Annotated in this window: 22 protein-coding genes; 12 read left to right on the top strand and 10 right to left on the bottom strand. The window is 55.8% G+C overall.

Annotated elements, in window-relative coordinates:
• Positions 1-2 precede the first annotated feature (2 nt).
• Together ACR0CE_RS18735 and ACR0CE_RS18730 are read right to left on the bottom strand one after the other, a co-directional pair.
• Positions 3-1010: a carbohydrate ABC transporter permease gene (locus ACR0CE_RS18735; RefSeq protein ID WP_480509106.1), complete on the bottom strand. Its 1008-nt coding sequence runs from the start codon at positions 1008-1010 to the stop codon at positions 3-5.
• A 66-nt stretch (positions 1011-1076) separates the two neighbouring features.
• The gene (locus ACR0CE_RS18730; RefSeq protein WP_480833435.1) at positions 1077-2345 is read right to left on the bottom strand and encodes an ABC transporter substrate-binding protein; all 1269 of its coding nucleotides are present in this window, start codon (positions 2343-2345) and stop codon (positions 1077-1079) included.
• A gap of 210 nt (positions 2346-2555) precedes the next feature.
• Between ACR0CE_RS18730 and ACR0CE_RS18725 the strand changes: the two genes are divergently transcribed.
• Both ACR0CE_RS18725 and ACR0CE_RS18720 read left to right on the top strand, forming a co-directional pair.
• Entirely contained in the window at positions 2556-3587 is a 1032-nt protein-coding gene (locus tag ACR0CE_RS18725; RefSeq protein ID WP_480833434.1) for a LacI family DNA-binding transcriptional regulator, read from the top strand.
• A 2-nt stretch (positions 3588-3589) separates the two neighbouring features.
• On the top strand, positions 3590-4921 hold the full coding sequence (locus ACR0CE_RS18720; protein WP_480833432.1) for a GH1 family beta-glucosidase: 1332 nt from the start codon (positions 3590-3592) through the stop codon (positions 4919-4921).
• A 347-nt stretch (positions 4922-5268) separates the two neighbouring features.
• Here the strand turns inward: ACR0CE_RS18720 and ACR0CE_RS18715 are convergent, their stop codons facing one another.
• The 4 genes from ACR0CE_RS18715 to ACR0CE_RS18700 all read right to left on the bottom strand — a co-directional run bounded on the left by ACR0CE_RS18715 (position 5269) and on the right by ACR0CE_RS18700 (position 8695).
• Complete coding sequence (locus ACR0CE_RS18715; protein ID WP_170738391.1) at positions 5269-5622, bottom strand: phosphate-starvation-inducible PsiE family protein; 354 nt, start codon at positions 5620-5622, stop codon at positions 5269-5271.
• A 160-nt stretch (positions 5623-5782) separates the two neighbouring features.
• The gene (locus tag ACR0CE_RS18710) at positions 5783-6571 is read right to left on the bottom strand and encodes a transporter (protein WP_170400928.1); all 789 of its coding nucleotides are present in this window, start codon (positions 6569-6571) and stop codon (positions 5783-5785) included.
• A gap of 40 nt (positions 6572-6611) precedes the next feature.
• Entirely contained in the window at positions 6612-7622 is a 1011-nt protein-coding gene (locus ACR0CE_RS18705; RefSeq protein WP_480833431.1) for a DUF1254 domain-containing protein, read from the bottom strand.
• A gap of 17 nt (positions 7623-7639) precedes the next feature.
• Positions 7640-8695 carry a DUF1214 domain-containing protein gene (locus tag ACR0CE_RS18700; RefSeq protein ID WP_170431627.1) on the bottom strand — a complete coding sequence of 352 codons (1056 nt, stop codon included), beginning with the start codon at positions 8693-8695 and terminating at the stop codon, positions 7640-7642.
• Positions 8696-9171: 476 nt separating this feature from the next.
• Between ACR0CE_RS18700 and ACR0CE_RS18695 the strand changes: the two genes are divergently transcribed.
• The 4 genes from ACR0CE_RS18695 to mgrA all read left to right on the top strand — a co-directional run bounded on the left by ACR0CE_RS18695 (position 9172) and on the right by mgrA (position 13985).
• Positions 9172-10248 (top strand): AraC family transcriptional regulator, encoded by a 1077-nt coding sequence (locus ACR0CE_RS18695; protein ID WP_480833430.1) that lies wholly within the window; start codon positions 9172-9174, stop codon positions 10246-10248.
• Between the two features lie 68 nt (positions 10249-10316).
• Positions 10317-11063, top strand: coding sequence for an outer membrane protein (locus tag ACR0CE_RS18690; protein WP_253282656.1), 747 nt, complete (start codon positions 10317-10319; stop codon positions 11061-11063).
• Between the two features lie 254 nt (positions 11064-11317).
• Positions 11318-12493 carry an alpha/beta hydrolase gene (locus ACR0CE_RS18685; protein WP_170400931.1) on the top strand — a complete coding sequence of 392 codons (1176 nt, stop codon included), beginning with the start codon at positions 11318-11320 and terminating at the stop codon, positions 12491-12493.
• Positions 12494-12953: 460 nt separating this feature from the next.
• Complete coding sequence (gene mgrA, locus ACR0CE_RS18680) at positions 12954-13985, top strand: L-glyceraldehyde 3-phosphate reductase (protein ID WP_480833438.1); 1032 nt, start codon at positions 12954-12956, stop codon at positions 13983-13985.
• Between the two features lie 234 nt (positions 13986-14219).
• Here mgrA and ACR0CE_RS18675 read toward each other — a convergent pair whose 3' ends face one another.
• The gene (locus ACR0CE_RS18675; protein ID WP_480596542.1) at positions 14220-15140 is read right to left on the bottom strand and encodes a LysR family transcriptional regulator; all 921 of its coding nucleotides are present in this window, start codon (positions 15138-15140) and stop codon (positions 14220-14222) included.
• Between the two features lie 115 nt (positions 15141-15255).
• Between ACR0CE_RS18675 and ACR0CE_RS18670 the strand changes: the two genes are divergently transcribed.
• The 4 genes from ACR0CE_RS18670 to ACR0CE_RS18655 all read left to right on the top strand — a co-directional run bounded on the left by ACR0CE_RS18670 (position 15256) and on the right by ACR0CE_RS18655 (position 18143).
• Positions 15256-16206, top strand: a complete 951-nt coding sequence (locus ACR0CE_RS18670; protein WP_480833429.1) for a glutathione S-transferase family protein — start codon at positions 15256-15258, stop codon at positions 16204-16206.
• A complete protein-coding gene (locus ACR0CE_RS18665) occupies positions 16206-17135 on the top strand; it encodes a DMT family transporter (protein ID WP_480506372.1) in 930 nt (309 codons plus the stop codon). Before ACR0CE_RS18670 ends, ACR0CE_RS18665 begins: the two co-directional genes overlap by 1 nt.
• A gap of 39 nt (positions 17136-17174) precedes the next feature.
• On the top strand, positions 17175-17552 hold the full coding sequence (locus ACR0CE_RS18660; RefSeq protein ID WP_480506371.1) for a nuclear transport factor 2 family protein: 378 nt from the start codon (positions 17175-17177) through the stop codon (positions 17550-17552).
• A gap of 93 nt (positions 17553-17645) precedes the next feature.
• A complete protein-coding gene (locus ACR0CE_RS18655) occupies positions 17646-18143 on the top strand; it encodes a DUF6653 family protein (RefSeq protein ID WP_480537485.1) in 498 nt (165 codons plus the stop codon).
• Positions 18144-18210: 67 nt separating this feature from the next.
• On the opposite strand, the gene ACR0CE_RS18650 is transcribed toward ACR0CE_RS18655, so the two are convergent.
• Positions 18211-18810, bottom strand: coding sequence for an HdeD family acid-resistance protein (locus ACR0CE_RS18650; protein ID WP_480506369.1), 600 nt, complete (start codon positions 18808-18810; stop codon positions 18211-18213).
• 20 nt (positions 18811-18830) lie between these two features.
• Positions 18831-19142 carry a hypothetical protein gene (locus ACR0CE_RS18645; RefSeq protein WP_170451072.1) on the bottom strand — a complete coding sequence of 104 codons (312 nt, stop codon included), beginning with the start codon at positions 19140-19142 and terminating at the stop codon, positions 18831-18833.
• A gap of 163 nt (positions 19143-19305) precedes the next feature.
• Here ACR0CE_RS18645 and ACR0CE_RS18640 point away from each other — a divergent pair, with 163 nt between their 5' ends.
• On the top strand, positions 19306-20898 hold the full coding sequence (locus ACR0CE_RS18640) for a tetratricopeptide repeat protein (RefSeq protein WP_170683955.1): 1593 nt from the start codon (positions 19306-19308) through the stop codon (positions 20896-20898).
• A gap of 97 nt (positions 20899-20995) precedes the next feature.
• Positions 20996-21226, top strand: coding sequence for a hypothetical protein (locus ACR0CE_RS18635; protein WP_170565561.1), 231 nt, complete (start codon positions 20996-20998; stop codon positions 21224-21226).
• Positions 21227-21525: 299 nt separating this feature from the next.
• On the opposite strand, the gene ACR0CE_RS18630 is transcribed toward ACR0CE_RS18635, so the two are convergent.
• Complete coding sequence (locus tag ACR0CE_RS18630; protein WP_170565564.1) at positions 21526-22314, bottom strand: VOC family protein; 789 nt, start codon at positions 22312-22314, stop codon at positions 21526-21528.
• Positions 22315-22601 lie beyond the last annotated feature (287 nt).

Raw genomic sequence — 22601 nt, 5'->3', positions numbered from 1 at the left:
CCCTACTCCATTTCCCGGCGTGCGTTGCGGATGTTCCAGACCAAGATCGGCGTCACCAGCAACATGATCACCATGGCCGATGCCGAACCCACGCCCCAATCATTGGCGCGGAACATCTTGTCGTACATGTAGTTGGCCAGAACCTGTGTCTCCCACTGGCCATTGGTCATCGCGAAAACGATGTCGAAGACCTTCAGGACGAGAATGGTGATGGTTGTCCAAACAACCAGAATTGTGTTCCAGATTTGAGGCACCTTGATTTTGAAGAATATCTGGAAGGGATTGGCCCCATCCAAAACCGCCGCCTCGACGGTTTCTTCGGGGATGCCGCGTAAAGCGGCAGACAGTATCACCATGGCAAAGCCTGTCTGAATCCAGATCAGGATCCCCATGAGGAAGAAATTGTTCCAGAACGGAATGGTTAGCCAGGTTTGCGGCTCGGCCCCGCCAAAGAACAGATAAAGCGCATTCAGAATCCCGATCTGGTCTTGCTCGGCCGGACGCGCATCGTAGATCAGTTTCCAGATGACCGAAGCCCCGACGAAAGAGATTGCCATCGGCATGAAAATCAGGGCTTTTGCGATGTTACCCCAGCGGATCCGATCAGTTAGCTGAGCTGCCAACAGACCAAATGCAGTCGACATTGCAGGGACCACGATCAGCCAGAACATATTGTTGCGCATGGCTTCCCAGAATTTCGGTTCTGCCACCATCTGGATGTAGTTATCGAGACCAACCCACTTATACCCACCGCCGGCCACGCGATCCGTGAGCGACAGGCGCAACGTTTCAACTACCGGATAGGCCAGATACAAGCCAATCGCTACAAGCGCCGGAAGCAAAAACAGCCAAGGCCGGATCATATTCGCGCGGTTGATGTTGCGGCCGGCATTCGGCCCGCGCGCAGGGAACAGAACCTTGTCCAGAAACTGGTTGGACAGAAAGAAATAGCCCACACAGCCCGATACGCCTATGGCGATGGTCAGCAGGCCCTGAATTGCCGGATGCATCATGCTCTCCGTTGCGAAGGGGAAAAGGGGTGGCCTGACGCGCAGACCGCCCGGGTTTTAACGCGCTTAGTCCAGCGAATCCCAGGAAGATTGGATCTCGTCAGCAACTTCCTGAGCGGGCTTTCCACCAGCATAGTCAACCATACCGGTCCAAAATGTGCCGGCCCCTACGCCGCCCGGCATCAGGTCCGAACCATCAAACCGGAAGGTGGTCGCGCCCAGAAGAATGTCGTTCATCTTCTTGAGCGTCGGATCCGAGAACACGGAGGTATCAACGCCTTTGTGCGGCGTCAGGAAGCCGGTCAGGGCCATCCATGTCTCATGTGCTTCGGGGGTCTGCAGATAGGCGATCAGATCATGTGCAGCCGGGCTGTCATTGGTGATTGCCCATAGCGTGCCGGCGCCAAGAACCGGGCTACCCAGATCCTTGCTTTCATATGCGGGGAAGTAGAAGAAATCAGCATCTTCACCGACAACCGTGCCTTCAGGAAAGAATGCCGGGATGAACGACGCCTGACGGTGCATGTAACATTGTGGTGGCGAACTGAACATGCCCTTTGGACTGTCACGGAAATCGGTCGTTGCGACCGTACCTGCCCCGCCCGCAACATAGTCATCATTGCGTGCAAACGCGCCGAACTCTTCGATGGCAGCGACCACTTTCGGGTCATTGAACTTCATTTCATTGGACACCCAGGCGTCATAGTCCTCGGGCGATTGAGTGCGCAGCATCATGTCTTCGACCCAATCGGTCGCTGGCCAACCGGTCGCACCACCTGAACCCAAACCGATGCACCACGGCGTCTCTCCGTCTGCGACGATCTGATCGGTCAAAGCCTTCAGTTCCTCCATCGTGGTCGGAACTTCGTAACCGGCATCCTCGAAATTCTCAGGCACGTACCAAACAAGGGATTTCACATCTACCTTGTAAAAAAGCCCATAAAGGTGATCCTGCCCTTCGGGCCCCGGAAAAGTGCCCAGATCTACCCAAGATTGTCCGGCTGCGTAATTGTCACGAACCCAATCAGCGGTGCCATCGCCCAACGGTGTCAGAAAACCCGACTTGGCCATATCCGCCGCCAGACCAGGCTGCGGGAAAACGGCTATACTCGGCGCCGAGCCTGCCTCTGCATCAATCCTGATCTGCTGCTCGAAACTATCTGAACCAACATACGCGTAGTCGTGGCCTGTCGCGGCTGCAAAGCCATCCAGAACCGCTTCGACGTTTTCCTGGTCCGGGCCCAGCCATGGCCCGAACACGGTAACCTTATCAGCCTGAGCCGTTCCCGCCATCAGGGCGAATGTGGCCACACCTGCATAAAGCGCGTGTTTCATGAAATCTCCTCCCAGTAATATCTGCGCATTGCAAGATTTTCAAAGCGCTTTGGATGTTGCACTTTATCTGCTGGCAATCAGATTCTGTCAACATATCGTTTTCTACCCCTCAATTATTGCCGATTTTGACCTCATTGCCAAAACGGGTTGACGGAAGCAAAAAACCACAACAAAACAAGTGAGCATCCATTTGAAGGCGCTTTGAACACAATGAACCTGAAGCAGCTCTCTGAGATTCTCGGTCTTTCGCAGACAACGGTCAGTCGCGCGCTGAACGGCTATCCAGAGGTGAACGAGGCGACTCGTGTGCGCGTGCAGGCCGCTGCAGACAAGCATGGCTATCGGCCAAACAGCCGCGCCAAAGGTCTGGCGACTGGCAAGTCCATGGTGATCGGGCACGTCATCCCCAGTTCGTCCCAGCACGAGATGGTGAACCCGATCTTCGGCGACTTTGTCGCCGGCGCTGCGCGGACATACTCTGCGAACGGCTACGACATGATGTTCACCACCGCGGAAGACACTTCGATCGAAGGGGCCTATCGCAGCTTGTTTCAGCGCGGAGCCGTGGATGGCGTCGTTTTGCAAGGCCCCAAGGTCAACGAGCGTCGCATCGATCTGCTAAACCGGATGGCGGTACCATTTATCGTACACGGTCGTTCGACCGGGATAGATGCAGAGTATGACTGGATCGATGTGAACAACAAAAGCTCCTTTCGGCGCGCAACACAGTTCCTGATCGACTTGGGTCACCGCCGGATTGCCCTGATTAACGGGCTTGAGGATATGGATTTCGCACAGCGCCGTCGCGCCGGATACCTACAAGCGCTGGAACAGGCGGACTTGATCCCAGACCAACAATTAATGCGCAGCGCCGAAATGACCGAGGTCTACGGCCATCATGAAACCCGCGATATGCTGCAACTGGACGATCCACCAACCGCCATTCTGGCATCCTCGATGATTTCAGCGATTGGTGTGAGGCGGGCGCTGGACGAGGCAGGGCTGCGAATTGGCCGGGATGTCTCGGTCATCGCGCATGATGATGACCTTTCTTATCTCAAAAACGGACAGGATGTGCCCATCTTTACAGCAACGCGGTCCTCAGTGCGGCATGCAGGAGAGCTGGCCGCCGAGATGTTGATTGAGAGGATCAAATCGCCTGACGATCCGGTCAAGACCAGATTGCTTGAGGCGGAACTGGTTGTTGGCAAATCAACCGGCCCAGCACCCAACAGGATCTGACAATGAAACATACGCGCAGCGATTTCCCCAATGACTTCCATTTCGGAGTCGCCACCTCTGCTTACCAGATCGAAGGCCATGCCCAAGGCGGCGCCGGTTCGACACATTGGGATACGTTTGCAGCGACACCCGGAAATGTAGTGCGGGGAGAAAACGGCGATCTGGCCTGTGATCACCTGAACCGGTTTGAACAGGATCTTGATCTTGTGCGCGACGCGGGATTCGATTGCTATCGCTTCTCAACCAGCTGGGCGCGTGTGATGCCCGAGGGGCGCGGACCTGTTAATCAGGCGGGATTGGATTTTTATGATCGCCTGACCGACGCGCTTTTGGAGCGTGGCATCCGTCCGTGCGCGACACTGTATCACTGGGAACTGCCGTCGCCCCTGGCCGACTTGGGCGGTTGGCGCAACCGGGATATTGCCGGTTGGTTTTCCGATTTCACTGAGGTCATCATGGGACGGATTGGCGACCGCATGTACAGCGTCGCCCCCATCAATGAACCGTGGTGTGTCAGTTGGTTGAGCCATTTCGAAGGGCACCACGCTCCCGGGATGCGCGATATTCGAGCCACGGCGCGCGCTATGCATCACGTTCTGCTGGCCCATGGTCAGGCCATTCAGACGATGCGTGGGTTGGGCATGTCTAACCTGGGCGGCGTATTCAATCTGGAATGGGCCGAACCCGCCGATGACAGCGCCGAGGCACAACAGGCCGCCGCTCTGTATGACGGAATATACAACCGGTTCTTTCTGGGCGGCGTGTTCAACAAGGCCTATCCCGAGAATGTTCTGGAGGGGCTGGAGCCCCACCTTCCGTTGGGCTGGCAAGATGATTTCGATAGCATCGGAGCACCCGTAGACTGGTGCGGACTGAACTACTACACCCGTAAACTTATCGCGCCCGCAGAAACAGCGTGGCCAAGTCTCGCTGAGGTTCCCGGCCCTCTGCCGAAGACCCAAATGGGTTGGGAAATCGACCCCACCGCGCTGAGCAGGTTCCTGATCCGAGCAGCACGTGAATACACCGGCGACCTGCCGATCTTCGTGACCGAAAACGGTATGGCCAGCCCCGAGCGTCAACAAGACGATGACCGTATCGACTATCTGGATCAACACTTGTCGGCAGTCCAGGTCGCCTTGGGCGAAGGGGTTCCGGTTAAGGGGTACTTTGTCTGGTCCCTATTGGACAATTACGAATGGGCCTTGGGGTATGAAAAACGCTTTGGCCTGGTTGATGTAGATTTCAGTTCAATGAAGCGAACTCCGAAAGCGTCTTACTTCGCATGGAAGGACATGCTTGCTGCACGGATCTGTTGCAGAGTTTCTTACTGAACGAAGAGTTGGTACCGAACCCTCTTCTTATGTCGCCAATTCCGCAAATTGACGAAACGGACAAATTCCCGGCCCATAGCTGCCTTTCACCGGTTGGTCGAGACACTGCGACCGCGCCCGCATTCCGGTCATTCGCTGCAAGTGCAAATTTTGGCGCTGCACAAACTCACAGGTTGCGGACAAAGGGAACTTTCACCGGGCAGGTGCCAAGGTCTGCTTCCGGATTTCTTTAAGATTTTCGAGCGTTTCTTCTTTGGCTGAATAAGGAGGCGATTGCGGCTTCAAAAAAACACTAATGTCGGCGATCTCGCTTATGCCAGCGTCGATACAGGCGTCCTTTGAAATATCTACTTGCCACGCCACAGCAACCAATACGTGACACCAAACGCCAGACCGAGTCCAGAATACCCAACGAAATAAAGCGGCTCCAGGTCCGTCGTATCGAGTGTAATGACCTTTCTGGCAACGGCCATCAGGGCAGTTGCAACTACCAGCTTCACATGTATGACATCGGCCGTCAGGTAGAGCGTGACATTCGTGTAAATCTCGATAGCGATCAGCACAACAAGCGCGGCCGCAAAAACCTCCAACAGAACACTGACGTCAAGAATCAGGGCCGGTGGACTTACAAGCTTGATGTAGAACGAGTAACCGGCGTCGATGACGGCAAATCCGATCACAACGACCATGAACAAAGACATCACCCGAACGGCGTGTCGAATGAGCCGATTGCAGCTTCTGACAATCAGATCCTAATGGTCAGGGTCAAGCTCGACATGCGCTTGCGCATTGCGTTGCATCTGATCGGCCATCAAGACCTCCCTATTTTCGACGTTTCATAAAAAGTTCTTCAGCCAAACGTCAGCGCCCTCTGGGCAAGACGACCTGAGCCTGCAAACGCAAGCGAACGCCTTCGGCACCCACTTCGGGCGCTTCGAGCCAATAGCCCGCCCCCGCTTGCAGATTGACCGGCAGCGCCCCCCATTGGACCAGCTTGGAGACCGAAGCGTTTATAGGCACAGCCCAGGCATCAGTTTCCCAGTCATAGGCGCTTTCGCTTTGCAGCGAATAGGTCCACGCGCCTTCGGTGGAATAAGCAAGAAAGGGCTGGACAAAACTCACATTCGTGGGGGTGTCGGGGTTGCTTTCTAGATCCCACAGATGATTGGCCAGCGCACCATAGGTCCACGGACCGGTCTGTCGCAGTGCAATGCCGGTGATCCCAGCAGCCCATGTATCACTCGATACGTCGCTAAAGGTTGGAAAGCGCACAACGGGACCCACGCCCCACGTTATGTCCCCGGTTCCGATTGGCGAGAACCACGCAGAGAAAAGGATATCTCCGAACCCCTCCTGGCGTGTGCCCGGCACAACGTCTTCCTGCCAGATGTAAGGAATGATAGTTCGGGTGATCAGGTTAAGGTCATCGTTCAGTTGAAAGGGCACGACTGGTTGAAAGTTCAGCGTGGTGCGCGAGCCCTGATCAGAGACGCCCAGATTTTCATCATGGTTCAATTGAAACGGAACCGAGACGATTGCCGCAAGCGGGTTGGCCAGTTCCTGGGCCAGATCGGATGCCTCGTCTGCAACGGTTGTGGTTCCGGCACTGGCTGCAAAAAGCAGCCCCATAAGAGTATGGGATCGACGCATAGCCGTGTACTCCTTTTGAAATGCAGGTTGGGCGAGTGGCCTAGTTGATCGGCTCCAACTTCGGGAAGGTCCAATTGCCGTTCAGGATTGCATCCTCCGGCTCATAAAGGCGGATCGCATAGTTCCAGCCCGAAGTGATCGGCAGACAGTTCACGCGGCCATCGTCGCACCCACCGAAATGCAACGTGACCGAGCCGTCTTCTGCTGCTTCGGCTGTGTAACCGTTGTAGCTGTTTACGCCCAGATCATTGGCTTCCAGAAAGCCGTCACCGTTATAGACAGTCACCGACCAGAACGCCCGAACCGGCACATCCTTGACGGTTACCGCATGCGGTGTTTCGCCGTCATTCTGATCGACCGCGTCCAACAGATAGATCGCGGCCTCAGGCGGAAGACCGCCCCAACCCGAGAACGCACCGACCAGAAACTGAACCGGATCAATCTCGTCCTTTGTTCTGCCAAAGGCGCGGGCTGAATCGGTGCCCAGCAAGGATAAATCGTTTATCGCCTGACGCGCAGTGGCAAGTTGTTCGGTGTTCCAGTTGGGCGCGTCAAACGGGCCCGTTCCACCGCCGCTGACGACAATTCCATCCTGTGCCGCTTGCGCGGCGGCAATATCATCCGGGTCAGTCACATCGACGAATGTGCGAAACGCGATGAAACCAAAGCGCGTACCAAGGTCTTCCTGTGTGATTTGATACGTGCCGGGCTCTGCCTCGGCATACATGAAGTGGTCCTGATTGATGACATGCATCGAGATATAGCGGCCATCCGCTTTAGGCAGTGTCACTTCGACGGGTTCGCTCAAATCCAGCAGAACGCCGGAGTAGAGCGTGTCCTGGTTCATGCGGATGACGGGCTGGTTATCCGGTGTGGTGGCTTCGCGCATATGCCCCAATTCGCCAACAGCGAGGCCGAGATTGGCCATGTTGGTCCGAAACATGTGATCTGTCTCGGCGCGCACAAGGGTGTCGACGGTCACATCGACAATGTCTTCGGCCCAAACGCCTGTCGGGAGTGTAAGCGCGACTGTCAGAAGAAGCTTTTTCATCGTAAGCATCCTGTTGTTCAGTTTGCGGGTTCTACGGAGGGGAAGACCCAGCTTCCGTCGATGACCTCTGGGCCCGGCTGATAAAGGCGCACGGCATAGTTCCAGCCATCCATGATCGGGAGACAGTTCACACGTCCGTCGTTGCAACCGCCGAAGTGCACGGTCACACTGCCATCGTCATTCTTGGTGCCTGAGACCGAGTTGACCACATACGTGTCGAGGGAATTGAGTTCAAAAAACCCGTCTGCATTATAAAGGCTCACGGACCAGAATGCGTTCACTGGCACATCCGCCGGGACCTGGATTTTGTATTCCCCAAGCGGCAGGCCGGGCTCGATATTAAGATAAAAGGCCTCGTCTTCTGGCAGCCCACCAAAGCCGACTGCTGTGCCAAGGAAATGGCGTAATGGGTCTACATGATCTGCCTTACCAAAAGTCCGGACGCTGTCTGTGGCGAACCTGCCCAGCTCAATTGCGGCTTGGCGCAGCGCCTCAAAGCTCTCCGCGTCGTAATTGGGCATTTCGAAGGGCGTTGCGGAGGCAGCATCAATGGTGAACCCGTCCTGAATTGCATTGACCGCCGCAACATCCTTGGGGCTCTCGGCATCCACCAGTATTCTCATGAAAACAAGTACGTAGGGGGTATGGAATGTACCCATGTCAAGCTGGAACACACCGCCACCGTCGAACACTTCATTGATGAAATGATCCTGATTGACCACCATCGTCGTCATGTATCGGTCGCCCACATCGGGCAGAGTCAAGGTTGCGCCTTGGCTGATATCAATAACCGCAACGCTGTAGAGTGTGTCGCGATTCATCCGAATGGTGGGCTGATTGTCGATGGGGGTGGGTTCTTTGAAGTGAAAGAACTGATTTACGCCTCCGGCCAGGCCATTGTACGTCTTCAGTTCATTGTCTGTAGCAGCCCGAACAAAGTTGTTTATGGTAATGGGCACTTCGTATGTCTCAGCAAGTGCATCGACCGTGGTATCAAAGCTCTGAGCGGTCGCTGTGCTTCCAATCAAGACAGCTAAAGCAGCAAGTTTCCAGCGTTTGTGCGTGAGATTCATAGTTTGCCCGCTCCACTAGCCAATTACAGAAATGCATTGCTTGATGGTCCCGGCACCTGATCAAAAGCGCATTCTCACGCCTCTCATTTTGTTGTTTTTTAAAATGCTACAATTGGAGCCTTGGCCATCTCTCTCCAACAAACCACAAAGTTCGAATGTATGCCCTGACAGATTGGAGCGACCGCTTCCGAAAACTGGTTAAAAATGACAGGTAGCGATAGCGTTTCGGCCAACAACTAGAAACTCTCTTTGCATATTGACCCGACGGCGGTCCTATTATTCGTGTGGTGATGTCAACCTCTTAGAGCGCACTCTCTGCGGGTAGCGTGGTTCAATTCGATTGAGCCCCTACCAGCGGGCACCTGACTTTTTTACCTCAAAAAGTGACTTCCGCTTTGACGCAGGTCAGGGACACAGAGCCGCGCTGGTCTATGCTTGACGTGCCCGACCTTTCAATTGCGGGGTCTTAAGGAGCTATGATGACAGGGCATGACGCACATGCTCAACACAGAACACCGCCGCTTACACGCGGGCGGGTTATCGTGCCGCTTTTGCTTGCGTTTCAAGAATCCGGTCAATCTGTAGAAAGTCTCCTAGCGGAATTCGATCTATCCTTCTCGGAATTGAACGCTCCGAGTTGTTTCATTCCGCACGACACTGTCTATGCCGTGTTTGAAGCCGTCGCACAAAAGACATCCCCAGACTTTCCAGCACTTGTTGGTCAAACTTCAGATCCGACCGTTGCATCCCCATTCGGACAGGCCTTTCGCGTAGCAAAGTCGCTGGCCGATTTCATTGCCAGGTTTTGCGTTCATGCGGGAAACAACACAAACGCGGTCACCATGACACTCGATGTCTCTGGAGAGTTCGCCGTGCTGTCCGCCAAACGCAGGTTCACGCCATGCTGTTCGCCCGCCTATATGGATGCGTTTCAGATCAGCCGATGGGCTACGTTGCTGCATGAAACCGCAGGTCAGCGTTGGGAAGCAAATAAGGTTCTTGTGCGTGTGAACCGTCCTGATCTGCTCCCGTCTTACTTCTACGGTATCCGGGCGGTAGGTGCGGGCTCAGACGGGTATTCCATCCGCTTCCCAAGTGCCTGGCTTTTGTTTGAACTGGTTAACCGAACCGCGACCGAGTACGTGTTGACCACTCAGGACGAAAAAAACCCTGTACCTACAGACTTGTTGAGTTCGATCCAAAGCGTTGCCAACTCAAGGGTCAGGCGCACGGACTTGTCGGCTACGGCGCTCGCCAAGGCATGCGGTTTTCGAGGCGCGGTTCTCAACCGACGGCTTGCTGTCTATGGGACATCACTGTCGCGCATCGTCATCGAAGCCAAATGTGACCAGGCGAAACATCTGCTTTCCAAGTCTGAATTGTCGGTGGGCGATATCGCTGATCATTTGGGATACTCTGACGCGACGGCCATGACACGGGCCTTCAAGAAATGGACGGGTCAAACACCGTCAGAGTTTCGCGCCCGTGAAATGAATAGCGTTAAGGCATCTGTTCCGATACTCGACCCGGTCGAATGCGATTGTGAAACGTAACAGGACAACGGCGCGGCCCATCTTTTGCCGCGCCTCGAACTCGGGATAGGCAAAGGGGGGAGCGGGCCATGGCGTGCTTAAAAATACGGTGTATCGCAAGCAGTTTTCTGGTTGCGGCGACGATGCTGCCCGGCGGATCAACAGCAGTGGCACAGGACTCCGACTGGAGTTTTTCCGGCAGCTTCTACATCTACGCGGCGGACACCAAGACAACCATTGGATCGCTGGAGTCGGAACTCAGCTTCAGTGAAGCGGTTGAAAACCTTGATCTGGCATTCATGGGTACACTTGAAGCGCGAAGTGGCCGGTGGTCGCTGATCGCGGACTACATGCGCACAGACCTGTCCTTTGACAATGACACTCCCGGCCCGGTGTTCAGTGGCGCTGAAACCAGTCTGAAGACGCAGTTTTTAAGTGGATATGCCGCTTACACGGCCTATCAAGACCAAAACCTGGCCGTCGATCTCGGTGGCGGGTTTCGCTGGTTTGAGACGAGCAGCACGATCACTCTGGTCGGCGGCCCCACCCCGGCACCAAGTTCCAGTGCCAGCGACGATTGGATAGACCCTCTGATTGCGGCCCGTATCCGGTATCAGATCAATGACCGATGGTCGGCCGTTGCCTTGGCCGACTATGGTGGATTTCGCTCAGATCGCGAAACCGCACAGTTTTTGGCAACGGTAGGTTATGCGATCGCTCCAAAGTGGAATTTGCGCGCAGGTTATCGCTACATCATGGTCGACAAAGGTGAAGTTGACAGCAGGTTCAAGCTCTCACAATTCGGACCCGTGTTGGGTGTGACCTACAGCTTCTGAGTAAGGGCATTATGCGAAAGGCGGCCATGCCGAACACAAACAGGTCTGTAGTATCGAAGTTGCGCCAAGGCGCGAGCAGCGGTGCCGACATGCTTGGGACCGACAATTGCAGCCGGATGCGAACAGTCGGACAAAGGCAATTCAGAAAAGGAACGACGAGGCGACTGATTGCCAGAGCTTTGCCTGCGGCAACCGTGTGTTCGTTCTGTGTCCTCGCTGCCTGCGGGCCAAACATCTATGACGAAATTGAACTGATGCCCTCCCCAACGGTCTATGCCGAGGCTGCTTTTGACCCTTACAAGGACATCACGGAAGACAATTTCGTGCAGCGTTCGCAGCTATTCTACGCTACAGATCGGCTGCCCGCGGTTCCCGGCGACCCACAAGCCTATTACAACAATGAGCGCGGTCACATTCTGCGTACCGGCATTGCCGAAGTGCAAAGCAACCCCCCATTGGCGACGTTGAAAAAGCTTCGCCACGTTACCATGACGCGCGACCGCGCTAAGGACTACACGCTCAGCTTGTCTGACGTACAAGAGATTGGTGTCATGCCGTTCAGTGTCACGCGCTACATGAACGATCCACCTTCGCAAAAGGAGATGAAGGCAGCCGGACTTCGGTTTGCCCAATGGATTGACGATCACCTTGCAGCCTCTCGCAACAAAGACATTTTCATCTATGTCCATGGCTACAATGTCGATTTTGATTACTCGACCCTTGTCTCCAAAGAGTTGCAACACTTTCTGGGCTATCAGGGCGCCTTCATCAGCTACAACTGGCCCGCTACACCCAATCGCTTGGCGTATTTTCGGGATCAGGAATCTGCATTGGCGACGCGCCGCAATTTGCGTTCTCTTGTCGAATACTTGTCGGCAAACACCAACGCCCGGCGCATTCACCTTATAGGATACAGCGCAGGCTCAAGGCTCGCATTTGAAGCCGCCTATCAGATTGCTTTGCGGCCTGGGCCAAAGCCGCGGCTGGGGCAGTTGATCCTGATCAGCAGCGATCTTGATCGAAGCTATTTCTTGCAATCAATTGAAGACGGCCTTCTGGATGCCGTTATAGGTGTGACACTCTATCAATCGCAGACCGATTCAGCGCTGGCGATGTCACGGTTGGTCTTCGGCCGCGACCGTCTGGGTCAGGTTTCCGATGAAGCAATAAATGGGTCTCTGTTCCAGCGCCGACTGTCTGAGATGAAAACCCTACATATCATCGATGTGACCGAGGCCGAAGCAGCCGATACAGGAAACGGGCATTGGTACTTTCGGTCTTCGCCCTGGGCCAGCAGTGACCTGTTCATTTCTCTGCTTACAGACCGAGATCCTCAAGCGCGCGGGCTTGTGCGTGCTCCGGGCGAAGCTGTCTGGAGTTTTCCATCGAATTATCCGCAGACACTGCAACGCTTTCGAAATGGCAGCTAGTACTGGGACTCCAGTGGGTCAGAACCATTAGAACCAGTTTCTGGATTTAATCTATGAGCCTGACAACGCACCTAGAATGCTCAACGCAAAGCTGACGTTCGAGCAACGCGCAGCATCGGTAGAAGTGGGCTCACAAAGGACCTCGGGGCCGATGCAGAAAGGGTCCCTGCCCTGCCAATAACGGTTCACGCAGGCGGCCCAGAGCCGACATCCAACCCGCCATATTGATGCTGCGGTTGCAGCCCGCATTGCAGACTTTCGCGGCGTCTATGCGGCGGTACCGAACGCAATCGATTAAACCGTAAGACATTGGTGCTGGAGTAAGACTAACCATAAACACCCATCTAGGACGCGCAGAATCTCGTGTCGATCTTACCGGAGTTGATCCGTTTGACAGGCCCAACATTCCATTGATTATAAGCGCATGACCAAAGCTCAACGACCACCAAAGCCAAAACCCATTCCTTACACCCCGGAGCCGAACCGCTATGAGCGAATGGTTTATCGGCGATGTGGGCGGTCGGGTGTGGAGCTTCCTGTTGTCAGCTTGGGCCTGTGGCATAATTTCGGTGCGGACTCGACGCACGAAAACAAGCGAGCAATGTGTCGGACCGCATTCGACCATGGGATCACTCATTTTGATCTGGCGAACAACTACGGTCCACCACCCGGATCGGCAGAAGAGGCATTTGGCGAAATCCTAAGAACTGATTTCGCGGGCTACAGGGATGAATTGATCATTTCCTCCAAAGCAGGCTACGACATGTGGCCGGGACCCTACGGAGAATGGGGGTCGCGCAAGTACATGATCGCGTCCTGTGACCAATCACTCGCGCGCATGGGGCTTGATTACGTCGACATCTTTTATTCCCACCGCTTTGACCCCGACACGCCGCTCGAAGAGACGATGGGCGCGTTGGATCATATCGTACGGTCGGGTCGCGCGCTCTACGCAGGTATCTCGAGCTACAACTCCCAACGCACACGCGAGGCGGTGAAGATTCTCAACGACCTTGGCACACCTTGCCTGATTCACCAGCCTTCTTACAATCTGCTCAACCGTTGGGTGGAGCGGGACGGTTTGCTCGATACCCTGAACGATCTTGGGGTAGGATCGATTGCGTTCACGCCGCTGGCACAAGGCATTCTAACGTCAAAGTACCTGCGCGATATTCCGGATGGCAGCCGTGCTACACAAGGGAAGTCGCTACTTGATGGCATGATCAACGAGCGATCTCTGGCAAGTGTGCGTGCTCTGAACGACATGGCTGAGGCACGCGGGCAAACTCTGGCGCAAATGGCCCTGGCATGGGTGTTAAGAGGCGGACGCGTAACGACCGCGCTTATTGGTGCGTCCCGGCCGGGTCAGATCGTAGATTGCGCAGGCGTAGTCGATAACCTCGCCTTCAGTGATGAAGAGTTGGCAAGGATCGAAGCAATCAGTTCGGAAGAAGATATCAATTTGTGGGCTCGGTCGTCAGAAACAGAATGACCAATCTTATAATTGCTAAAACCCGAGAACATTTGGAACTTGAGGCCATTGGCGGCTGCAGCTTCTGCAGCTCGGATAAATAACTATCAAGACTAACCGGCCCAATCCAGCCGTTCAAGAATATCCGACTCTGCACTACAGCATTCCCCGAAGAAGACATTGCCGGACTGCCCCGCACTTTGGGTGTTCTTGGTCGGTCCAGGTTTAATGTTAGAGTATCATCGGCCCTTGTCCCTAAAGCGGACCTGCATCCAAATCCCAATAGGGTGCGTCGTGCCCGATGCGTTCCACGACGAAATCCAAAAACGCGCGAACTTTCGCTGGCATGTGCTTTCGTTCAGGGAAGACTGCGTACAGCGCCTGTTCAGGCAGGCGATATTCGGGCAGCACCCTGACCAGACGGCCACTGGTCAAGTGGGCTCCGGCAATAAAGGTCGGCAGGCGACCAATACCAAGACCGTCAAGCAGCACGGTGCACAGGGCTTCGCTGTTGTTCACGCGCAGATCACCAGATGTCTGAACGCGCATGTCACCCGCGGGCCCGGCTAAGCGCCATTCCGAAGGGTCGCGCGAATAGGCGTAGTGAAGGCAGGAATGCGCCAGAAGATCCTCAGGTGATTCTGGCGTTCCGGACTGCGCAAGATAGTCCGGCGCAGCGACAATCACGCTGTGGATCGGGGCGAGTTTGCGTGCGATCAGGGCCGAGTTCGGCAACGTTCCGGCGCGTAAGGCCACGTCGATGCCACCTTCGACGAGATCGACAAATTTGTCATCCATCGTCAGGTCAATTCTGATCCCCGGATATTGCCTGAGGAATGCAGCAATCATAGGCGCAACATGCAGCTGTCCAAAGGACATGGGTGTACTGAGCCTTAGTAATCCAACCGGTTGCCCCTGCAACGCCGCAACTGCGTCTTCGGCGTCCTGCGCTGCGCCAAGCGCCTGCGCCGCGTGGGCCAGATAGATTTCGCCCGCCTCGGTAAGGGAAATGGACCGCGTCGACCGATGAAAGAGCTGCGTTCCCAGATGGGCCTCCAGCACGCCGATCCGCTTGCTGACCGCTGATTTTGTAAGGCCCAGATGCCGGGCGGCGGCTGCGAACCCGCCTTGGTTCGCCACAGCAACAAAAACGGGGATAGCGCCAATTTCAGTCATGTTTAAGTTCCTTTGGGCGAGTTTTTCTCGCCTATAAGTTTCCGTATCACACGATTATCATCGAAATAAAAGGTAAATAGGTTGTGGGCATGTCCTGTTAACGCCGGAGGCTGACATGCCCAAGATGCTCATCAAAGGAACACTGCGTGATAAACCGCCGGCCTCGGACGGCCGTTTTCACCGCCTGCAAAGCCCATTCAGGAGCCACATCAGCGCGCAGCCGGGCACCCCTTTCCCGAATACGGCGGGCCGGTATCACCTCTACTTGTCCAAAGCCTGCCCCTGGTGTAACGGCGTCGATCTGGTTCTGACTTTGAAGGCCCTGCGCGATGCGTTCAGCATCACCTGGATGGACCCGGTCATGTCGGAAAACGGCTGGGTCATCGACCAGACGCTGTTCAACGATCAAAGCGGTGTAGAACGCACCCGCTTCCTTTACGAAGTCTATCAGCACGCCAAGCCGGATTACACGGGTCCGATCAGCGTGCCTGTGCTACTGGACAAGGTTACGGGCCGGATCGTCAGCACCGAATCGGCCGAGATCATGCGCATGCTTCAGACGGAATTTCTCGATGCTGCGGGACCCGATCTTCGCCCGTCCCATCTTTGCGACGAAATCGACCGGATCGCCGAACAAATTCAGTCACCGATCCGCGAAGGCGTCTATCGCGCCGGGTTTGCAACCAGCCAGATCGCGTATGGCGAGGCCGTAACGGCGCTCTTTGCCTGCCTCGACGCGATTGAAGAAACGCTTGGCCAACGCCGGTTCCTAGCCGGAGACGTGCTGACAGAGGTTGACCTGAAGCTGTTTCCGACACTTCTGCGGTTTGACCCGGTCTATGTGACCCACTTCAAGACCGACTACAAACGCATCAGCGACTATGTTGCCCTGTCCCGCTATCTGGCCGACATCATGCGGTTGCCGGGCGTGGCTGACACTGTGGACATGGCCCATATCCGTCAGCACTACTTCCTCAGCCATCGGCACATCAACCCCAGCGGAATTATCCCGATCGGCCCGGCTTCTCTGCGCTTAACCGATGTGCCGGAAATGGGGGCCGCGTGATGCCTGATATTGTCAGAAGATCCCCTGTATCCGCGCTGATCTTGGCCATCGGTGTCCTGGTGGGGGTCAGTTTCACTTTGTCCAAATTCGTCTCGATGGCAGGAATATCAGCTCTGACCGCTTTGTTCTGGCAGGTTTTGCTGGCCAGCATCGCGCTGTTGGCGTTGTGTTTGCTGTCGCAGAAGCGCGTGGCGCTCAACGCGCGGCACATTCCCTATTATGTCGGCGCCGGAGTTTTCGGTGTCAGCGGCCCCGCTGTGATCGGGTTTCTGGTGCTGGAGCATGTGAGCCTTGGGTTCTATTCCGCCCTCGTCACGCTGTCACCGCTGTTTACCTTTGCGATAACGGCACTGATCGCGCGCAGGATGCTGCCGTTGCACCGCCTGGTTGGTATTCTGATCGGCCTTGCCGGGGTCAGCCTTGCCACCATGGGTGGGTTTGACCTGTCGGGAGTCGAGCCGGCGTGGATTGCCCTGTCGCTTTTGGGGCCCTTGTTTCTGGCCTGCGGCAACGTCTTTCGCAGCTATGCCTACCCGCCCGGCGGCGATCCGTTGGGGCTGGCGACCGGAACGCTTCTGTCACAGCTGTTGCTGATTTCCGCCCTAATACTGGGACGCGGCACCACAATCAGCGACGTCTCGGTGCCCCCTGCCCTGCTTGGCGCAATCTTCGGCATCGGATCCATCACTGCGCTCAGCTATGCGCTGACCTTCGAAGTACAGCGGCGCACGGATGGCGTTGGGTTCGCCCAGGTCGGCTATTTTGCCACGCTTTCCGGCATCGCAATCGGGGCAATTGTCTTTCGGGAACCTCTTGGCCTTGGGCTGCTGGGGTCCCTCGCAATCCTGTTCCTTGGGCTAGCCGTCACCAACGGTCACCTGAAACTCCCAACGGTCCTGCATCGAGGGTCACAGGCCAACCAGACTTAGACCCACCGATAACTTTCAAACAGAAAAGGAAACCAAAACATGCAAATCACTGCCCCCACCACAGCGGCCCACGCGCCCCGGATCGCGTCCCTTTATACCGCGGTTGACGCGCTCGACGAAGCGGGCGTTGTTGAGCATGTCACCGAAGACGTGCAATTCCAGCTTGGCAATTTTGAACAGATTGACGGGTGCATAGCCGTGCAAGCCGCGAACGCGGATTTCTTTGCCACGATCCAGGGTATGCAACATACCATCACCGGCATCTGGTCCAGCGGCGATACCGCGTTCTGCGACGGCACCGTACACTATACGCGCAAGGATCAAAGCACACACGACGTGCGCTTTGCTGCAAGGTTCAACTTTCGCGAGGATAGGATCGCGGAATACCGAGTGTATGTGGATATCTCGGGTCTTTGACGCCCCTGGTTAGGGCGGCGCGCATTGCCTGCCGCTCTGGCCGACACAGACAGAAACGGCCATAATTGCGATCCAGCTTCGGAAGAGGGTTCGATGACCGATCGCAGCATTCTGGAACAGCTCATGACGATGTCCGACGACGTCTGGGACCGGCACACAAACCCGTGGAGCGGCTGGAGCCGCCTGAGCATCCCTCCCCTGTTCGTTCTTGCCTTTTGGAGCCGGGTTTGGCTGGGCTGGTGGTGCCTTGTTCCAATCGGGATTGTTGTCTTCTGGACATGGTGGAACCCGCGCGCCTTCAGCAAAACGGGCAACGCGGATAACTGGATGTCAAAGGGAGTGCTTGGGGAACGGATTTGGCTTGCGCGGGCGAAATCGCCAATCCCTGCAAGGCATCGCTGGGTGCCTCTTATTCTGGCCGCTGGTAGTGCGGTTGGTATCGGCCCCTTGGTCTGGGGTCTTTGGCAACTGCAAATCTGGCCAACGCTCTTGGGGCTGCTGCTGACTATGGGTAGCAAACTGTGGTTTCTGGACCGCATGGTCTGGCTGTTTGAAGACACCCGAGCGGCGAGCACCGGGCAAGGAAAATAGCGGCGCTGTGAAATCAGAATGCAGGAGCATCAGATGCCCCTGCCATTCCGGGTCCGCCGGGACACTCTTAAGTTTCTGAGCGCCCATGCGCCAAGGACCGCTGCGACAGGCCCAAAGACATCAGGGACACACCGGCGAATATCAGGTTCAAGCCAGCAAGAACCCCCAGCAGAACAAGGGACGAGCCATTGACGAAACCGGTCAGGATCAGGCCGCCAAGCAGAATGGCCATCGCGCCAGACGCAATCATAAGCGCCATAGATCGCTCCTGACGAGACCGAATGGCAATTACGATCCGCAACACGCCTTCGGCCAGAAAGACCGCGCCAAGCGCAATGGTCAGTGCCAGAACGCCGCCGAACGGATCAAGCAACAGAATAAGCCCCGCAAGCGCGTTCAGTACACCGATGGCCAACAGCCAGAAGAACCCTTTCCAGGCCTTTTCCGCAAATGCCTGAATCGCTGTGACGATGCCTCCGCCCAGCAGGACCACGCCGACAAAGGCTTCGACGGCCAGCGTGGACATCAGCGGGAAGGCTACGGCGCACAGCCCTACACAGAGCATGGCGACGCCGAGCACAATCAGCCAGACCGGTCGAGGCTGCCAACCGGCGGCCTCTTCCATGAGCGCGGGTTTCGGCACGGTTTCATTAACTGAATCAGTCATGTCGACCTCCAGGATTAGGGTCAGGCGACCGACTTGTCGAGATGATCGCGATAGGCGGCAACGGCGGCGTGCAAGGCTTCCCAATGGTTCTTCGCCTGATCATGCGCGTCCGTCACAGCGTCTTCGCCTTCTTTCTGGATGCGATCGGCAAGGTCAGTGACCTTGTCTTTTGCTTCCTGCAGATCGGATTGCAGCTTTGTCACCTGCTCCTGGGTCCACTTGTCGGTCGCGTCGCCCGCGTCCTTGACCTTCTGTTCGAACGATTTCAGCTCGTCCTCGACACGGGTATAGTCGTCTTTGGCTTTCTGTACGAATTCGGAAAATGTTGTCATGGTTCAGTCCTTTCATGGGTCATATGTTTGCTGGGCTCTTTTGAGCGCCATGGCCCAGACCCTCGCAGATCCACGGCCCGCATCCGAGTGAGTCACGGTTAAACCGTCGCGCTGTCTTGTGGCGCTGCTCGTCATCGGACAAAGTTGAGCGACGGAGGGAAACATGCTTGCCGAAGTAAGCTCTGCCATCGATCCAAGCGCTATTCAGGAACAGTTGAAGCGCGTCCTCGTCAGTCCGCATTTCGCGGATACCACGCGCCTGAACCGCTTTCTGTCGCATATTGTCGGCGAAGCGCTAGCGGGTCGGTCCGAGACGCTGAAAGGCTATGCAATCGGCATTGACGTTTTCGACAAGCCCGAGGATTTCGACCCCACCATCGACACGATCGTTCGGGTTCAGGCCAATAAAATGCGCAGCCGGCTGGATCTCTATTACGCTCAGGAAGGGCGCGAGGACCCGGTTCGAATACATATTCCCAAGGGGTCCTACGCCCCGGTTTTTGAGATCGCGTTTGACCCCGAACGCCGGACCGATGCCGAAACGCCCCCGGCGGCAACCGGACGGGTCGCGGTGGCCGTGATGCCCTTTGACAACTTGAGCGGAGACCCGTCGCAGGAATATCTGGCCGATGGGTTTACCGAGGAAATCATCTCGGCCATCGCCCGGTTTCGCGAGGTGAGCGTGCTGTCCCGGCACGTCACCTTTCGCTTTCGCGGCCGCGGCCGCGATCCGCGCGCGGTCGGAAGCGAACTCGACGTCCAATATCTGGTCGAAGGCAGCGTGCGACATTGGGACAACAAGCTGCGCGTCACCGCCCAGCTTATTGACGCGGAAACCGGCCAACAGGTTTCCGCGGACACTTATGACCGCGACCTGAGCGCGGACAGCCTATTTGAAATTCAGGACGATATCGCCGCCCGGATCGCCACGGAAATCGCGGAACCCCACGGAGTGATCCATCGAACAGGTGCAGTGCAGCGCAGGGCACAGACGCACACGCTGGATGCCTATCAGTGCAGGTTGCTGGCCACCGAATACTGGCGTGAACCCACGGTTAAAAAACACAAGAAGGTCCGCGACCTGCTGGAGCGCGCCGTTGAGATTGATCCCGAATATGCCGGCGCCTGGGGGATGCTCGCGATTGTCTACGGCGACGAACTGCGCGGCGGGTTCAATTTTCGCAAGTCCCCCCCGCCCTTTGATCGCGCGCTGGAGGCCGCACAGCGGTCGGTCGCTCTGGATCCGCTGAACGCAACCGGCCAGCACGCGTTGTTTTTGACCCATTTTCATCGTGGAGAGTTCGAAAGCTTTGAAGAAGCGGCCGCTAAAGCATTGCGGGCCAATCCGAATTATCCAGACATGTTGGCCGATCTGGCGGCCTGCTTTGCGTTGCGCGGCGATCTTGAACAGGCCGCGAGACTGAGCGCCCGCGCGATCGAGCTGAGCCCCAACCCGCCCGGCTGGTACCACGCAAGCACGTTCCTGATCTGTTTCATGAAAGATGATTACAGCGGCGCGCGTTCAGCGGCGCGCAAAGTCGGTGGTGGCATGTGGAATGGTTCTGAAGTGCTTGAGCTTATGTGCATCCCTTACACGGAACCGGACGCCGACCTGGATTCAACCCTGTTGGCCCTGAAGACCAACATTCCCGATGTTGACCGTTTTATCCAGACGCTCTACGCGATCTGGCATGTGCCATCTGACATCTCACAGAAAATGACTGAGGCGCTGCGCGCAACCGGGGCGCTGGACTGAGGTCCGGCCGTCAGGAATTTAACGGTGACTCACTCTGCCCGTTCGACCACTGTGCGTAGGCTGGTCCTGACATCGCAAACAGACCCGGAACCAACCAATGCTAACTCTGCCTCAGCGCCTTGATCTGATGAAACTTGCGACGGATATCGCAAAAACCAAGGCCAGCTGGTCCGAAGAAAAGCCGACCAAACTGGAAGAGGAAATCCTATCCATTTATGAGAGGCTCAGGCCAAGTGTCGAAAGCGGCAGCGCCTTTGAGAACACCAGCATGTCTGATGTGAAAACCGCCGTTGACGTCGCCTCGACCATCGACGGATTTCTGGAATAGCCGGTCCTTGTTTTCAAGGCCAAACAATGCCGTTTCGCATCAGGATGTTGCGTGCTCACAATTCTAACAACTATCAAGTGCAATCGCCCCGACCCGAACCTCAAGTATGGTTCTCGCACACTTCGCTAGCAGCGCGCTTTCCTGCCTTCGCTGCGATTGTGAAAACTGGCGCTAAATGTATTATCTCTAACGGGGCAAAGTGGAATTGGGTTACACTTGTACTAAAGTCAGATTTGAGATTTTTGACCCACTTGAGGATGCCGTTATAGACAATAGACTGCGAACCTTGCGACCGAGCATCAATTCTGGACGACACAGCACAATGCCCCAGTTGCATCGCATACCAGACCCTTCTCAAAGGTATTTTTATTTTTCTGATGACGAGCAAGCACGGAACCTGAGCCTGAGTTGATCTTGCTGAGCGCGTTTTCGAGAAAGTCGACGCGAACACCCGGCGCCCACGCCACGTTGTTGTTGGGAACTGCAGGTTCCGCTGCACATATCGCCAAAACTTCGTCTTTTAGACTAATTGGTCTCTGTGACGAAGGTACGTTTCTAGCAGGTGAGAGATTCCATCCGAACATTTGGTGGTAGAAGTTGTCCGGGAATGCGCCGCCGCGAGATAGGTAGTGTTCGTGCGTAAACTGACGAGCGGGGACAGGATAGTCGTGACGCAAAACTGATATACCGAAGAATGCGCCAAGCGGATCACGTAAGAGGCAGTTTCGGCCAACCCCCGGAACTTCAAAGGGAGGTTTCACTACTGATCCTTCAAGCTTGACGGCGAGTTTGGCGGCCTGATCTACATCTTCGACTTCAACATAAGGAATCCACCCTTCAAAGAGCACCTGATTTTGAGAAACGACCCCGGCCCCTGCCTCTCCATCGAGAGTTGCGAGGACAAAATCTCGATGGCCGCCGCCCCATGCGAAATCTGTGGCGTGTTCGACAATATAGCTCCAACCTGCCACGCTTTCGTAAAATGACCTGGAAGCTTCCACATCAGGCGTGAAAAGATCGTGCCAGACAACTCGGCCAACTTTTTCTTTTGTCACCGCGACTTCATCCAAACTGTTTCCGTTCGCCATAACTCTCGTTTGCGGTCCAAATATTGATGCAGATCAATTTGCGCGGTTCTGGTCCGTGAAGTCACTCAATTCAGTGGCTCCGTTGGCGGTCAGCCATTCTGCAAATTTACCCATAGCATCCGTTGCGGGGCGATCCGAAGGCTAGGCGAAGCAGTATTTACCAGCGTTAACGGCTTCACTGAAGGGTTGTATCAGGCGGCCGTGTTCGGTGTAGCGTTCGAACAAGGGCACAGATAACAAGGCCGCCCCAGTATCAAAGGTGGCCAACTCGGCAAGGGTCACTGATC

Source organism: Ruegeria sp. L11 (assembly GCF_056531755.1).
Note: the sequence above shows the minus strand (reverse complement) of the source record. Positions and strands in the feature narration are given on the sequence as shown.